The following is a 14,479-nucleotide window of genomic DNA, read 5'->3' on the forward strand; positions in this document are numbered from 1 at the left end:
TCAGATGGTGACCGGTCCGTGCGCGGTGTCGAACTCGACGGCGACCAGGCCCGGATCCTCGTCCTCGACCCAGGTGACGTCGACCTGGTCGAGCGGATGGTCGGCGGGCTCGCCGAGGAACTCCGCGATCGCGGCCGCGTCCCCGGCGATGGAGAGGCCCTTGATGGTCGACGCGGTCCGCGGGTCGGCCGAGGGACGCTCCGCCGGGTCCACCAACCACTGCAGGAAGTAGGGGAGTTGCGGGTCATCCAGCAGCTCCAGCAGGCCGATCTGCTTCCAGCGCAGGTCGAAGCCGTCCGGTCGGACCCGGTGGCCCTCGGCCGCCTGGCGGCCCAGGCGGGCCTCGACCGGAGCGATGTCGTCGACCGAGACCACCCAGCCGAGCCAGCCGCCGCCCTCCTCCGCGCGCCGGGCCACCGCGCGTCCGAACGGCGCGCGGTCGGCGGCCGGGTGGTCGAGCGTGGTCACCACCTCGACGTAGGTGCCGGAGGCGAGGGGGAGCACGAAGTTCCGGGTGCCGAAGCGCGGATGCACACCCCCGTCGACGAAGCCCGCGCCGAGCGCCGAGCCGAGTCGCTGGACGGTCGAGACGAAGCTGTCGCGGGCCACTGCGTAGGACACATGATCAAGTCGCACCCGGCCATCATCAGCCACGCGTTCGCCCGAGCGGCCCCGCCGCGCCCACGGTTAGCGCGTCTGGCGGAGCCGACGGTCTACTGACCGCCGGGCGTTCAGTGCCCGGGGCGGACCAGGCCGGACTCGTAGGCGAAGACGGCGGCCTGGGTGCGGTCGCGCAGACCGAGCTTGACCAGGATCCGGCTGACATGGGTCTTCACCGTCTGCTCGGCGACGACCAGGTTGGCGGCGATCTCCGCGTTGGAGAGGCCCTGCGCGATCAGCGACAGCACCTCGGTCTCACGCTCCGTCAGCTCGCCGATCCGCTCGCGTGTCGGCTGACGCGGAGTGCCGGGCATCCGGGTGAACTCGGAGATCAGCCGCTTGGTGATGTTCGGCGCCAGCAGCGCGTCGCCTGCGGCCACGACCCGGACCGCCTGGGCGAGTTCGCTCGCCGAGGCCTCCTTGAGCAGGAAGCCGGACGCGCCCGCGCGCAGCGCCTCGTAGACGTACTCGTCCAGGTCGAAGGTGGTCAGGATCAGCACCTTGACGGTGTTGTCCGTCGCGGGTCCGACGATGCGCCGGGTGGCCTCGATCCCGCCGAGGCCGGGCATCCGGATGTCCATCAGCACCACGTCCGGTCTGAGCTCGGCGACCTTGGCGATGGCCTCGTTGCCGTCCACGGCCTGGCCGACGACCTCGATGTCCGGCTCCAGGTTGAGCAGCACGGTGAATCCCTGGCGGACCATCATCTGGTCGTCGGCGATCATCACGCGGATCGTCATGAGCGGTCCTCCGAGAGTGGACGCAACGCTGTGGCGGCCGGTGCGGCCGGTGCAGCCAGGGGAAGCAGGGCCGTGACCTGGTAGCCGCCCTGCGGGGTGGGTCCGGCCGTGAGCTCGCCGCCGAGCATCGCCGCGCGTTCGCGCATCCCGAGCAGCCCGTGCCTCGCGCCGGGCGAGGGCGGCGCGGGGCTCCGCGGCGGCTCGTTGGCGACGGTGACGCCGAGCGCGGCGGGTCGGTAGTCGAGGGTGATCGCGACGGCCGCGTCCGGCGCATGCCGCATCGCGTTGCTCACCGCCTCCTGGATGATCCGGTACGCGGAGAGTTCGACGCCCGGTGCGAGCGGACGCTCTTCGCCGGTCACCGTGACGTCGACGGTCAGTCCGGCGCCGCGCACGTTCTCCAGCAGGTCGGGCAGCCGGGCCAGGGTGGGCTGCGGGGCCTCGTCCACGCCGTCGGCGAGCGGGTCCTCGGCGCGCAGCACGCCCAGGACGCGGCGTAGTTCGGTCAGTGCCTCGACGGCGTTCTGCCGGATGCCGTCGAGCGTCTCGCGCAGCTCCTGCGGCGGGTCCTCGACCAGGTGCGGGGCGACCTGCGCCTGGATGGAGATCACCGACATGTGGTGGGCGACCACATCGTGCAGCTCCCGGGCGATCCGGCTGCGCTCCTCCAGCACGGTGCGCCGCGCGCGCTCCTCGGCGGTCAGCTCCTCCTGGGCCACCAGCTCGGTGCGGGCGGCCCGCAACCCGCGCAGGGAGGAGCCGACCAGCACGGCGACGGAGAAGGTCAGCACGGCTGCCCCGATCGACGAGCTCTCGTCGGGCGAGCGGTAGAGCCCGGCCAGCAGCCCGGCGAAGAGCGAGAGGCCGAGCGCCTCCATCGCGACGCGCGGGCGCAACCGCAGGGCCAGGAGCAGCAGGACGCCGGACTGGAGCAGGATGGTGACGGCAGTCCAGCCGGGCTCCCCGAGGCTCACGAGGCCGGCGGTCACATCGCCGTGGAGGGCCGTTGCGGTCAACGCCCCGGCGAGCATGGTGGCCGTCGACAGCCACCAGGCCGGGACCGGCTCCCACAACGCCCAGACCAGGGCGAAGGACTGACCGGCGGCCAGCACGATGCCGACCGGCAGCCCGAGGTGGAAGGCGAAGGCGTACTGGTTGCCGTTGAGGATCAGCGCGGCGGCGCCGAGCAGGACGAGCAGGGTGACGACCGACTTCCGGACCCGCCACGGCGGTTCCCGCATGTCCGCGGTCGGTGCGGAGCGGTTGAGGACGGGCCGCACCAGGTCCTGCCGGACATTCCGGCCGAGCAGCCGGGCCAGCCCCCTGAGTTGTTCCGCGCGTTCCGCCCACGCCGTCCCGTTCGGCCCGTTCGGCCCGTTCACGCCACCCTCCTGGTGCCCGTTCACGTCGCCACCTTATGGCCATCGGTCGAACGGGCGTCGGAGTTCGCGTGTCGCGAGGACCGGACGATGTGGCTGCGCCTGCGGGCGCTGCGCGGCCTGCGCGGCTGCTCGTAGTGCCGGAAGGCGGCCCAGCATCCGGCCAGCACGGTCGCGAAGGCGGGCAGCCAGAGCAACCGGGCCAGCACCCAGGCGCCGGTGTCGGGCGCGGTGTGCAGACCGACGACCGGGCCGCCGGCGACGAGCAGGCCGAGCGCGGTGGTCGCGATCATCGCCGTCTGGTGCCACAGGAAGATCGTCATCGCGGACAGGTTGACCAGCGCCACCAGCGCCCACGCGCCCGGCCGCGCGAGCCACCGGCGCAGCGGGCCGAGCAGCAGCAGAGCCGCGCCGCACTGGGCCAGGCCGAAGGTGACCGAGGCCAGCGTCGGCGGGTTGAGGTTGGAGATCCGCCCGCCGGGCACGCCCACCATCGAGGCGGGGTAGCCGGCGTAACGCACCAGCAGGACCGTGGCCGCCGCGCCGCCGAGCAGCAGCACCCAGCCGGTGCGGCGGCTCGACATCCCCTCCCTGGCCCAGGCCGCGCCCAGGCAGTACGGGACCAGCCATCCGGCGGGCAGGTTGAACCAGCCCAGCCAGCCCGGCTGGTGGAAGCCGAACCGTGCGAGGTCGACATAGAGGACGACGGCCAGCGGCCAGAGCGGGTGCAGCCTGCGGACCAGCGGGGTGGCCGCCGTCAGCGCGGCGAAGACGAGCAGGAACCAGAGCGGGGAGAGGACCAGCTTCACCAGCATCACCACGGTCCCGGTGTTGACGCCGCTGACCAGCAGCGCTCCCGCGACCACGGCCCAGACCACCAGCACGGCCGCGACCGGCCTGGTCAGCCGGGCGAACCGCGCGGCCAGCCAGCTCCCGTACCCGGTGCCGCGGGCCTGCGCGGCGGCGTAGCTGCGCGCCGCGACATGGCCGCCGACCAGGAAGAAGACCGCGAGGGTCTGGAACAGCCAGGAGACCCAGTCGAGTTGCGGCAGGTGCTGGAGCGGGCTGCTGTCCTTGAGCGTGCCGGAGTCGAGGACGAGCGCGGTGACCAGCCAGTGGCCGAGCACCACCCCGAGGATGGCGAAGGCGCGCAGCGCGTCGATGGCCCGGTCGCGCTGCGGCGGCGTGGCAGCGTCGATCCGCGCGGCGACGGAGCGGTAGGTGGCGCGGTAGGGGGAGAGCGGACTGGTCACAACGCACCCCCCTTGCCCTTCGCCGAGCCGTCCGCCGTGCCGTTCGCCGTGCCGTCAGCCGTGCCGGAGACGATGGCGGCGATGCTGCGCAGAGCGGGCGAGCCGGGGCTGAGGTACTGGCTGTGCGTGCCGCTCCCGGCGGCGAAGATCCGTGCGCCGAAGCCGGGCGCGACCGGGTCGGTGCCGAGACCGAGCGTGGTGAAGCCGAGCGGGACGCGGACGTGCGGCACGTCGGCGATCCAGTCACCGCTGCTGCGCCCGGCCCAGACCGTGGCGGTGGTGTGCAGACCGGCCACGGTCGAGGCGTCGCTGCCGACGCCGGGGCTGCCGTAAAGGACCAGGTCCGCGACGTGGAGCCCGCTCGCCGCGCGGGCACAGACGACGGAGCCGTAGGAGTGGCACGCGAGCGTGGTCCGGGCGTCCGGTTCGAGCCGTTGCAACTGCCGTACGAAGGACACCAGTTGCGGGGCGGCCTGGTTCGCGCGGCCCACGGTGAGGACCGCCGGCGAGACGGTCTCGGGCGTCTGGTAGCCGAGCCAGGCGACCACGGCGGTGTGCGTCGCGTCGCCGCCCGCGGCCTGTTCCAGTGCGGCGGCGTCGGCGTGGAAGCGCTCGTAGGTGTCGAGGTTGGTGTCGGAGCCCGGCACCAGCACGGCGATGCGCCGGGCGTGGGGGAGGTCGCCGAGCACCTCGACGGTGCGACCGCCGTCGCGTCCGTCGAAGGAGAGGAAGTGGCGCGACGGCCCGGCGAGGACGCGGAGTTCGGCCGCGCGGGTGGGATCGCCCGCGGCGTCGGCGAAGCGCTCGGCGGCCTGGATGTCGGTGCGGGACGCGGCGTAGCGGGCGCCGAGGGCGGCCACGCCGCCGTTGGCGAGCGGCGGTTGGACGCCGGGCGCGGGCGCGGGGACGTCCGACGCCTGCGCTGCGCCCGACAGCGGTACCACGACCGCCGCCGCGAGGAGCGCGCCGGCCAGCGTCCGGCGCGCTCGTGGGCCGAGGAAATGCTGTGCCATGACCGGTCCCCCTTGTTCCTGCTTCGGTTCTTGCTGCGGACGCGTTGGTGCGTCGCTCTCGAAGCTAGGAATCGGGGCCCCTGGTCGGCGTCACGCTGCGGAGCGCTCCTGCGGCGTAGTCCGGAAGTACTACGGGGATGCAGGGCAGGGGAGTTCGGGGTTCGCGGTTCGCGGTCTGCTGTCGGACGGTCAGATCAACGCTGCTGGCGGCCCGCCGCTGCCATCGTCGGCCGGTGGGGTCGTCCCGTGGTCAGCCGAGCGACTCCTGCAGCGCTCCGGCGAGGATCGCGCTGCCGGTCATGTCGAGCGCGGGCTCGCTGGACTGCCAGGAGCGGACGTCGTCGACGTACTCGCCGCCATGGCCGGTGAAGGCGGTGAAGCCGTCCCGCTCACAGGACTTCATGCCGGATTGGAGCGATCCGAGGCCGCCGCTGAAGTTGTCCGTCCCGTTGGGGCCGTTGACGACGGCGCCGCTGTCGATCGGGTTGCGGCCGTCGGCGGAGCCGGACAGGTTGGGTATCTGTGAGCCCATGCAGTCGGGGAAGGTCGTGCCCTCGCCGACCATGAAGCTGGTGCCCCAGGCGTTGCCGCCGAGCAGCCAGTCGCGCTGCTCGCCCGCGAAGGCGGCGAACTCGGTGTCCCCGCTGGCGTGCTGGTAGAGCGCCTCGCTGGAGATGAAGCCGAAGGTGTGCGAGTCGACGTCGAAGTTGGTGTAGTCGCCGCCCTCGCGGAAGATGTCGGCCGCGGAGGTCTTGGCCGCCGAGGCGACCTGGGACTTCAGATTGGCGATCAGCGCCGCCTTGGTGACGGCCAGTCCGGACGGACTCCCGGTGCTGGTGATCGCCGCGGCGAGGTCGGCATGGGCGAGGGCGCTGACGTCGTAGAGGTTGAGTGTGTCCTTGCCCGAGTCGTGGGCGATGTAGTCGGATGCCCAGGTCGCCGCCTGCTTCAGATAGGGCAGCGAGGTGGAGCCCGGGTCGCCGAGGGCCTGCTGGGCACGGGCGATCTCCGTTGCGCCCAGCTCCATGGCGTCGTGCCAGATCGTCTCGGGGTAGTAGGCCGAGGGCAGCGCGGACTCCAGAGTGCCCGAGGGGCTGGTGTTCGCCATCGCGTAGAGCGAGGTGGCGTCGGCCAGTTCGGTCCTGGCGCCCGAGGTGTTCCCGGCAGCGGCGTCGGACCGGGCGGCCAGGGCGAACGCGGCGGCGACGCGGCCGACCACGTCCGGGTCGATCCTCCCGCCCGGAGCGGCGGCCTCGAAGACCGGGCGGTGCGCGGCGGCGTAGTAGTCCGTCTTGGCCGTGTCCGAGTCGTCCGCCTGCGGCAGTCGCCACAGGTCGTGGTCGCCGTAGTACGTCGTCTCGTTGCCCGCGCCGATGCCGACCTGGAGGTAGAGCGTCTTCGTCGACGGGTTCCACATGCGATTCAGCCACGACGAGCCGTACGCGGCCTCGGCGGTGAGCGAGGCGGGAGCGGTGTGGCCGAGCGCGAGGGCGGAGGAGTAGAGCAGGTCGTCGGCGTAGGCGGCGGTGAAGGTGAACTTGAGGTAGTCGCCCGCGTCGAACCAGCCGCCCTCGACGTCGATCCTGGGTGCGCCCGCGATCGGCACCAGGTTGCCGCTGATCTGGTCCCCGGTGCCGCCGTCGCTGTTGGGGATGAAGGCCGGGGTCCGGTAGACCGTCGCACTCGCGTCGTTCAGGTGCGACGGCTTCCGGTTGAGGGCGCCGGAGATCACGTCCTTGCCGTCGCGGTGGTTCTGATAGAACGTCACCCCGTCGGTCACCAGGGAGCCGTAGAGCGCGGCGGCGCTCTCCACCCGGAAGGTGTCGGACGAGGCGCCCACCGCGCCGCTGACGACCACGCGGTAGCTGCCGTCCGCGGTCACCTTGGAGAAGTCGATCGGATAGACGTCCCGGTAGGCCGAGTTCCACGAACCGCGGCTGGTGGTGGTCACCGTGCCGCCGGCCACCGTCGAGCCCGCGGCATCGACCACCTTCCAGTGCTCGCCGGAGACCGTGGCGCCCGTCATCAGGTACGCGATCTTCGTGTCCGTCGGCAGATAGCCGACCTGGTCGATGCGCAGTTGCGCGGCGGTGCTGGCGTGGGCGGCCGTGGTGGGCGCGACCAGTGCCAGGAGGAGGCCGGCGCCGGCGGTTGAAGCGGTCAGGGGACCGCGTCCCGGTCGAATTCCCATGGGGGCTCCTGAGGACGGTCAGTTAAGTAGTAAAGGTTCCTAACTGAATCGCGGGAACCGTATCGACCACCTCACTGACCGTCAAGAGCCGTGGCGGCTCACTGAGTCAGGGCGTAGGCCCCGGCAGCGATGTCCTCGAAGAGCGTCGGGCCGGTGGGCGTCCAGTCGAGCAACTCCCGGGTGTGGGCGCTGGATGCGACGATGTCCATCCCGAAGAACCGCCCGATCCAGCCGAAGTGGGCGTCTGCCTCCTCCGGGGCGACCGAGACCGTGGGCACGCCGAGCTGGTCGCCGATCGCGGCGGCGATCTCGCGGGAGGGCAGGCCGCTCTCCGCCACGGCGTGCAGTCGCGCCCCGGCCGGGGCCTTCTCCAGCCCGAGCCGGACCATGCGGGCCGCGTCCGAGCGGTGGACCGCCGCCCAGTGCGTCGAGCCGTCGCCTATGTAGCCGGCGGCCCCGCGCTCCCTGGCGATCTTCGTCAGCTGCGCGGTGAAGCCGTGGTCGCGCATGCCGTGGACGGTCGGCGCGAAGCGCAGCGCCACCGGGCGGACGCCGCGCTCGGCGTAGGAGAGCGCGAGGTTCTCGCTGCCGCCGCGCATGGAGTCGGCGCCGTGGAACGGCGATGCGTCCTCCTCCGTCACGGCACGCCCGGTGACGCCGGTGGCGAGGCCGGAGGCCACCAGGAACGGCCGGTCGCTGCCCTCCAGGACGTCGAGCATCCGCAGGACGGCGGCGTGCTCGCTGCGGCCCGCCCCGACGTAGTCGGAGAAGTCGTGCTTGAAGGCCAGGTGGATGACCCCGTCGGCCGCCTCGGCCGCGGCGGCGAGGCTGTCGAGGTCGTCGAGGCTGCCGCGGTGGGCGACGGCGCCCTTGGCGTCGAGGGCGGCCGCGGCCTCGTCCGAGCGGGCCAGGCCGACGACCTTGTGGCCCTGGGAGAGGAGTTCGTCGGTGACGGCGGAGCCGATCCAGCCGGAGGCACCGGTGACGAAGACGCGCATGGCGGACTTCCTTCCACTGGAATGCCACTGCGATGTCAGTGACTGTCGTCAACGGTAGCACCGATGTCAGCGACTGTCATGCGATTCGCCGGGCCGCTAGACTTCCCGCATGGGGAGATGGCAACCGGACGCGCGGGGACGGATGATCGGCGCCGCGATGGAACTCTTCGCCGAGCGTGGTTTCGAGCAGACCACCGCCGGTGACATCGCCGAGCGCGCCGGGGTCACCGAGCGCACGTTCTTCCGGCACTTCGCGGACAAACGCGAGGTCCTGTTCGACGGATCGCCGATCATGGTGCAGACCGCGCGCGACGCGATCCTCGACGCGCCGGAGAGGTTCACTCCGCTGGAGGCGGCGCTCGCTGGCATGGTCGCGGGCGGCGGCCTGCTGGAGGACCGGCGCGAGCACGCCGTCCGCCGCAGCGGGATCATCGCGGCCAACCCCGGGCTCCAGGAGCGCGAACTGCTCAAGCTCGCGACCCTGACCGAGACGGCCACCGACGCCCTGCACGAACGCGGTGTGGCCGAGCCGGTCGCGAGCCTCGCCGCCCACAGCGCGGTGACGGTCTTCCACGTCGCCTTCGCCCACTGGGTCGCGGCCGACGAGCCGCCGACCTTCGCCGCCTGTGTCGACGAGGCCGCGGCGGCGCTGCGCTCCCTGACCTGATCCGCCGGGCTTGCCCCGCTCTGACCCGCTCTGACCCGCTCCGCCCCGGTGGTCAGCCGGTGACGGCCAGAGCCGGACGGCGACCGGCCCAGGGGAGCGCGGCCTCCAGCGTCCCGGACACCTGGAGCAGCAGGTCCTCGCGCCAGGGTGCGCCCACGAGTTGGACGCCGACGGGGAGCCCCGTGGCGTCGTCGTGGTGGAGCGGCAGCGAGATGGCCGGCTGTCCGGTCACGTTGAACACCGAGGTGAACACCCCCATCGGGTAGCTGTTGTGCAGCGCCCGGAGCGGGTCGTCGTCGGTACCGGCCCGCCAGGCGCCGATGCGCGGCGGCAGGCAGGCCATGGTCGGCGTGACCAGGAGATCGAACCCGGCCAGGAACCCCTCGACGATGCGCCGGGACAGCTGTTGGGTCGTCAACACCGCTTCCGCGTAGGTCCACGAGTCGATCGACCGGGCCGCCTCCCGCAGCGCGCGGTTGTGCGGCTCGATGCGGTCCGGATCGGCGAGCGGGACGCCCGCGGCGCCGCAGTTCCAGAGGGTCGTGAACGCCCCGAGCAACTCCTCGGTCGGCGGCAGCGGGAGTCGGGCGTCGACGACGTGGTGACCGAGGGATTCGAGGGCGCGGAGCGTCGCGTGGACGGCCGCCGCGCACGCCGGATCCACGGGGACTCCCTCGACCGGGGAGTCGGTGAGCGCACCGATCCGCAGCCCGGTCGGCGGCCCCTGCCGCACCGTGGCGGTGTACGGCGTCCGCCGTTCCGGTCGTGACCACCAGGCGCCCGGGTCGTGGCAGGCCAGCACGTCGAGGAGGGCGGCGCTGTCCTTCACCGTGCGGGTGACCACGCCGCTGACCGCCAGGCCCTCGCCGACCACGGTGGTCCGGGGCACCAGCCCGCGGGTGGCCTTCAGCCCGACCAGGCCGGTGCAGGACGCGGGGATGCGGATCGACCCGCCGCCGTCCTCGGCGTGGGCGAGGGGCGCCATCCCGGCGGCGACGGCCACGCCCGCTCCGCTCGACGAGCCGCCCGGCGACCGGTCCGGGACCCAGGGGTTGCGCGTGACGCCCAGGGCCTCGCTCTCGGTGAAGGGCACGGCGCCGAACTCGGAGGTGGTGGTCTTGCCGAGCAGGACGAAGCCGGCGTCCACGAACCGCCGCACCACCAGGTCGGACGCCGTGGCCGGGCGCCGGTGCGCCCCGGCCGATCCGTAGCTGGTGGGCCAACCCGCCACGTCGAGAAGGTCCTTGATCGGCAGCGGCACGCCGAAGAACGGCGGGAGGTCTTCGGCGGAGTCCGCCCGCGCCACGGTGTCAGCCGCCGCTGCAGCCGCCTTGCGGACGTCGTCGTCGGCGCGGTGGCAGAAGGCGTTCAGCCCGGGGTCGAGCGCGTCGATCCGGTCGAGGTAGCAGTCGGCCACCTCGACCGGGCTCACCTCCTTGCGGCGGATGGCCTCGGCGAGTTCTACGGCGGGTGTGAACGGGTCGATCGACGGGTGGGTCATGAGTGCTGGTCCTCTCCCGAACGGAGCGGTGCGTGCCCGGTCTTGAACACAGTCCTGGGCACGGTCCTGAGCTCAGTGTCGTCGGGTTCCGGGTCCGGGTCTTGGACGAATGTCCGCTCGTGGGTACACGCGTCCGGCAGTCCCGTGGCGCGTAGCCTGTTCGGTATGCGAGCCGTCGAGTCGGCGCAGGACGCCGTGGACGTGTGGGACATCGCAACGCCGTCGCGGCCAGGCCGGTTGCGCGGGGTCGGCATGGCCGGGTTCCGGGCGCGGACCGCGGATCGCGTCGACCTGGCCGTGGTCCCTTACCCGGCCGTCACGCTGGCCTTCGACGTCGGTGCCGGGACGCTCGCCGTCGTCGACTCCGGGGGGCGCGAGCAGCACGACAGCGCCGTCATCGGCATGGCCGCCGACGGCGTGCGGGGCCTCGGGCGCGATGTCGCCTGCCTCCAACTGCGGCTGTCGCCCCTGCTGGCCCACGCGGTGCTGGGTGGCGCCTCGGCGGAGTCGGGCGGGAGCGTGGTGTCCCTCGACGACCTCTGGGGGCGGGAGGCCGCACGCCTGCGGGAGCGACTGTGCGCCGCAGGCACCTGGGAGGAGCGGTTCGGGATCGCGGAGGCCGCGCTCGCACAGCGGTGCGGGGAGGGCCGCATCGTCGATCCGGAAGTCGCCCACTGCTGGCGGCAGATCGTGAGGCACCAAGGAGCGGTACGCGTCGACCGGCTGGCGGACGAGGTCGGCTGGAGTCGCAAGCGTCTCTGGTCCCGGTTCCGGTCGCAGCTCGGCGTCAATCCCAAGCGGGCCGCGCAGTTGGTGCGTTTCGACCACGCCGCGCACCACCTGGCCGCCGGGCACGCCGCGGCACGGGTCGCGGCGGAGATCGGTTACGTCGACCAGTCGCACCTCCACCGCGACGTCATGGCCTTCGCCGGGGCGACGCCCAGGGCGGTCGCGGTCGCCCCCTGGCTCGCGGTCGACGACATCGCCTGGGCTGCTCCCGGCTACCTGCGCGGTTGCTGACGGATCATCAACGATGCCCGGCTGGCAGGTGGGAGGAACATTTCTCCAAGACGGCCGACCGCCGGGCCGGTGACACTGCGGGCATGTCCGAGAACGAGACTGTGCCCGAGAACGAAAAGCTGAACGACCCGCCACTGCCGCGCCTCGACCGGCCACGCTACGGCGTCGACGCGCCCGCCTTCCCCGCCGCGATCGCCGCCCTCGGCACCGCGTCCCTCCTGGCCGCCACGCGGTGGCGCAAGGGACGCGCCGCGACGGCTGCCACCGGCGCGGTGCTGCTCGCCAGCACCGGCGTCTACCTGCACACCACGCTGCGCGGCAAACTGCGCGTCTGGGAAAGCGAACTGGACCGGATCGGGCTGAAGGGCCACGAGCAGCTGCTGGACCTCGGCTGCGGCCGTGGCGCGGTGCTGATCGCCGCGGCCCGGCGGCTGCCCGAGGGGCGCGCCGTCGGCGCGGACCTGTGGCTGGGCAAGGACCAGAGCGGCAACACCCCCGACGCCACCCGTGCCAACGCGTCCGCGGCCGGGGTCCTGGACCGGGTCGAGGTGCACACCGCCGACATCACCGCCCTGCCTTTCGCGGACGCCTCCTTCGACGTCGTGACGAGCGCGCTGGTGATTCACAACATCCCGGCGGACGAAGACCGGTACCGCGCGCTCGACGAGGCCGTGCGCGTGCTCCGTCCCGGCGGTCGGCTGCTGGTCGCGGACTTCTGGCCGATGGCCAGGAAGTACGCCGAGCACCTGCGGCACGCGCACCTGGCGCAGGCGACGCTGCGCCCGCTCGGTCCGGCCTACTGGTACGGCGGCCCGTGGTTGGGGATCACGCTGCTCGATGTGATCAAGTGACGGGCGGCCTCGGCAGCTTCAGTGCAACTGCGCAGGTGACAGGGTGTCCATGCGCCCGACGGCAGGGCCGTGATGCTTCGGTGGGCGCCGAAGCATCACGGTTGGGTGAGGTTCACCTGCGCCCGTAGCGGCGCTCGAAGCGCTCGACGCGACCGGCGGTGTCCATCACGCGGGCGTTGCCGGTGTAGAAGGGGTGGCTCGCCGACGAGATCTCGACGTCGACGACGGGGTAGGTGTTGCCGTCCTCCCACTCGACGGTCTTGGTGCTCGCGATCGTGGAGCGGGTCAGGAACGCGACGTCGCCCGCGCGGTCGCGGAAGACGACGGGGCGGTAGGCGGGGTGGATTCCGGGCTTCATGGGGCTGTGCCTCTCGGTAGCGGGCTGCTGGGTGGTGGCGCGTTGCGGGTTGCCGGGTGGTGACGGGACGTTCCGGCTCGCGCTCAGCGCTCCTCGCGGAACTCGGTGTGGCGGCCGAGGACCGGGTCGTACTTGCGCAGGACCACGCGGTCGGGGTCGTTGCGGCGGTTCTTGCGGGTGACGTAGGTGTAGCCGGTTCCGGCGGTGGAACGGAGCTTGATGATCGGGCGGAGTTCGTTGCGTGCCATGGTCGGCGGTTCTCCAGTCGGGGACGGTGGCCGGTGCCTGTCCGGATCACTCCGGACCGGTCCGGCTCACTCCGGATCTCTCGGTGTCACTCCGGTGGGCTGTCCATCGGAGTGAAATGGAAGTCATTTTCATTTAGTGTACCGTCAGAACGCCCGCCCGCCGTCGCGTATTCCCGCCGTCGACCGGGTGCTCGGTCCTGTCCGCCACGCCAGCTCCGGGGAGACCCACCGTGTCCGCCCACTGCCAGTTGACCGGCCGCAAGCCCGGCTTCGGTCACTCGATCTCGCACTCGCACCGGCGCACCAAGCGCCGTTTCGACCCCAACATCCAGCACAAGCGCTACTGGCTGCCGAGCGAGGGCCGGTTCGTCCGGCTCACGCTGAGCACCAAGGGCATCAAGACCGTCGACAAGATCGGCATCGAGAAGGCCGTCGCCCGCCTTCGCTCCCAGGGGGTGCGCGTCTGATGGCCAAGGCAAGCAAGATCGCCAAGAACGAGCAGCGCCGCGTGATCGTCGCCCGCTACGCCGAGCGCCGGACGGAGCTGAAGAAGATCATCGCCTCCCCGCGCAGCAGCGAGGACGAGCGCGCCGCCGCCCAGCGCGAGTTGGCGCGGCAGCCCCGCGACGCGAGCGCCACGCGCGTCCGCAACCGCGACGCCGTGGACGGCCGCCCGCGCGGCTACCAGGGGGCGTTCGGCCTGTCCCGGATCAACCTGCGCACCATGGCCCACGCGGGCCAGCTGCCGGGCCTGCGGAAGTCCAGCTGGTGACGGGGGACTCGACGGCGCGAGCGCCCAGGGACGGCGGTGCCCTGCTCCCGGTCGTGGTGGTGGCCGGGCTGCACGCCGAGGTGCGGCGCTGGTCCCCATGGAGGAGCGCGGCCCCTGGCTGGCGGCTCTCGACGACGACCAATGGGAGCTGTATCCGCCGCAGCGCCGCGCGACAGCCGCGCTGGAGTGGCATCCCACGTACGGGGACCGGATCCAGCAGCTGGTCTTCACAGCCGCCGGGCTCGACGCCGAGGGCATTGTCGAGCTGCTCGACTCCTGCCTGCTCACCGACGAGGAGTTGGGCGCCGGCGAGTCCGGCTGGAAGGCGCTGCCCGACGCCTTCGAGGACCTCCTCGACCCGTCACCTGACCCGCTACCTGACGATCTGTCACCACTCTTCCAATGAACGAAGGAACGACCAGATGGCCGTGCCCAAGCGCAAGATGTCCCGTAGCAACACCCGGCACCGCCGGGCCCAGTGGAAGGCGACCGTCCCGCAGCTCGTCCCGATCACCGTGGACGGCCAGGAGCACCTGGTGCCGCAGCACCTCGTCAAGGCCTACCAGCGTGGGCTGTTGAAGCCCTGAGAAGGAGGTCCGTGTGTCCGTGAGCTACCTGCGGGTCCGAGCCCGTCACCACCGTGGCCTGTGCAGCAGTCCCTGCCGCCGCAACGCCGCAGCGGAAGCCGCCCGCCCCTGGCCCGGGCCGCCTGACCTCGGCCCCGACCCGACCCGGCCCACCGGCGGCGTCGTCGTCATCGACCCGGGCCGCCGGACGGCCTGGGCCGGGAGCCGGGCGCTGGAGTTGACGCGGCGTGAGTTCGACCTG

The 14,479-nt window shown here is 72.5% G+C and carries 17 protein-coding genes; 7 read left to right on the plus strand and 10 right to left on the minus strand.

The features are described from left to right. The 7 genes from ABH928_RS29475 to ABH928_RS29505 all read right to left on the minus strand — a co-directional run bounded on the left by ABH928_RS29475 (position 1) and on the right by ABH928_RS29505 (position 8,234). Positions 1–636: a VOC family protein gene (locus ABH928_RS29475; protein WP_370071681.1), complete on the minus strand. Its 636-nt coding sequence runs from the start codon at positions 634–636 to the stop codon at positions 1–3. Between the two features lie 95 nt (positions 637–731). Then, entirely contained in the window at positions 732–1,400 is a 669-nt protein-coding gene (locus ABH928_RS29480) for a response regulator (RefSeq protein ID WP_370071682.1), read from the minus strand. After that, positions 1,397–2,782 carry a sensor histidine kinase gene (locus tag ABH928_RS29485; protein ID WP_370071683.1) on the minus strand — a complete coding sequence of 462 codons (1,386 nt, stop codon included), beginning with the start codon at positions 2,780–2,782 and terminating at the stop codon, positions 1,397–1,399. Before ABH928_RS29485 ends, ABH928_RS29480 begins: the two co-directional genes overlap by 4 nt. A 20-nt stretch (positions 2,783–2,802) precedes the next feature. Beyond that, complete coding sequence (locus ABH928_RS29490) at positions 2,803–4,032, minus strand: acyltransferase (RefSeq protein ID WP_370071684.1); 1,230 nt, start codon at positions 4,030–4,032, stop codon at positions 2,803–2,805. Next, complete coding sequence (locus tag ABH928_RS29495) at positions 4,029–5,045, minus strand: alpha/beta hydrolase (protein WP_370071685.1); 1,017 nt, start codon at positions 5,043–5,045, stop codon at positions 4,029–4,031. The genes ABH928_RS29490 and ABH928_RS29495 overlap by 4 nt, the downstream gene beginning before the upstream one ends. A gap of 250 nt (positions 5,046–5,295) precedes the next feature. Continuing rightward, positions 5,296–7,236 carry a glycoside hydrolase family 9 protein gene (locus tag ABH928_RS29500; protein WP_370071686.1) on the minus strand — a complete coding sequence of 647 codons (1,941 nt, stop codon included), beginning with the start codon at positions 7,234–7,236 and terminating at the stop codon, positions 5,296–5,298. A gap of 98 nt (positions 7,237–7,334) precedes the next feature. Next, positions 7,335–8,234, minus strand: a complete 900-nt coding sequence (locus ABH928_RS29505) for an SDR family oxidoreductase (protein WP_370071687.1) — start codon at positions 8,232–8,234, stop codon at positions 7,335–7,337. A gap of 109 nt (positions 8,235–8,343) precedes the next feature. On the opposite strand from ABH928_RS29505, the gene ABH928_RS29510 reads away from it, so the two are divergent. Beyond that, complete coding sequence (locus ABH928_RS29510) at positions 8,344–8,901, plus strand: TetR family transcriptional regulator (protein ID WP_370071688.1); 558 nt, start codon at positions 8,344–8,346, stop codon at positions 8,899–8,901. A 52-nt stretch (positions 8,902–8,953) separates the two neighbouring features. On the opposite strand, the gene ABH928_RS29515 is transcribed toward ABH928_RS29510, so the two are convergent. Further along, positions 8,954–10,402 (minus strand): amidase, encoded by a 1,449-nt coding sequence (locus ABH928_RS29515; protein ID WP_370071689.1) that lies wholly within the window; start codon positions 10,400–10,402, stop codon positions 8,954–8,956. Positions 10,403–10,567: 165 nt separating this feature from the next. On the opposite strand from ABH928_RS29515, the gene ABH928_RS29520 reads away from it, so the two are divergent. Continuing rightward, positions 10,568–11,422, plus strand: coding sequence for a helix-turn-helix domain-containing protein (locus tag ABH928_RS29520; protein ID WP_370071690.1), 855 nt, complete (start codon positions 10,568–10,570; stop codon positions 11,420–11,422). Positions 11,423–11,505: 83 nt separating this feature from the next. Then, positions 11,506–12,273 carry a class I SAM-dependent methyltransferase gene (locus ABH928_RS29525; RefSeq protein WP_370071691.1) on the plus strand — a complete coding sequence of 256 codons (768 nt, stop codon included), beginning with the start codon at positions 11,506–11,508 and terminating at the stop codon, positions 12,271–12,273. Between the two features lie 112 nt (positions 12,274–12,385). Here ABH928_RS29525 and ABH928_RS29530 read toward each other — a convergent pair whose 3' ends face one another. Continuing rightward, a complete protein-coding gene (locus ABH928_RS29530; RefSeq protein WP_370071692.1) occupies positions 12,386–12,631 on the minus strand; it encodes a type B 50S ribosomal protein L31 in 246 nt (81 codons plus the stop codon). Positions 12,632–12,714: 83 nt separating this feature from the next. Next, positions 12,715–12,879, minus strand: a complete 165-nt coding sequence (rpmG, locus tag ABH928_RS29535) for a 50S ribosomal protein L33 (protein ID WP_370071693.1) — start codon at positions 12,877–12,879, stop codon at positions 12,715–12,717. 230 nt (positions 12,880–13,109) lie between these two features. On the opposite strand from rpmG, the gene rpmB reads away from it, so the two are divergent. The 4 genes from rpmB (at position 13,110) to rpmF (ending at position 14,238) form a co-directional block, all read left to right on the plus strand. Next, the gene (gene rpmB, locus ABH928_RS29540; protein WP_370071694.1) at positions 13,110–13,346 is read left to right on the plus strand and encodes a 50S ribosomal protein L28; all 237 of its coding nucleotides are present in this window, start codon (positions 13,110–13,112) and stop codon (positions 13,344–13,346) included. Continuing rightward, positions 13,346–13,651: a 30S ribosomal protein S14 gene (gene rpsN / locus ABH928_RS29545; RefSeq protein WP_370071695.1), complete on the plus strand. Its 306-nt coding sequence runs from the start codon at positions 13,346–13,348 to the stop codon at positions 13,649–13,651. The genes rpmB and rpsN overlap by 1 nt, the downstream gene beginning before the upstream one ends. A 97-nt stretch (positions 13,652–13,748) precedes the next feature. After that, positions 13,749–14,057, plus strand: coding sequence for a GTP-binding protein (locus ABH928_RS29550; protein WP_370071696.1), 309 nt, complete (start codon positions 13,749–13,751; stop codon positions 14,055–14,057). Between the two features lie 16 nt (positions 14,058–14,073). Next, complete coding sequence (rpmF, locus tag ABH928_RS29555; RefSeq protein WP_370071697.1) at positions 14,074–14,238, plus strand: 50S ribosomal protein L32; 165 nt, start codon at positions 14,074–14,076, stop codon at positions 14,236–14,238. Positions 14,239–14,479 lie beyond the last annotated feature (241 nt).

The sequence above is a fragment of the Streptacidiphilus sp. MAP5-3 genome, assembly GCF_041262505.1.
In the GTDB taxonomy this organism is placed as follows: domain Bacteria; phylum Actinomycetota; class Actinomycetes; order Streptomycetales; family Streptomycetaceae; genus Streptacidiphilus.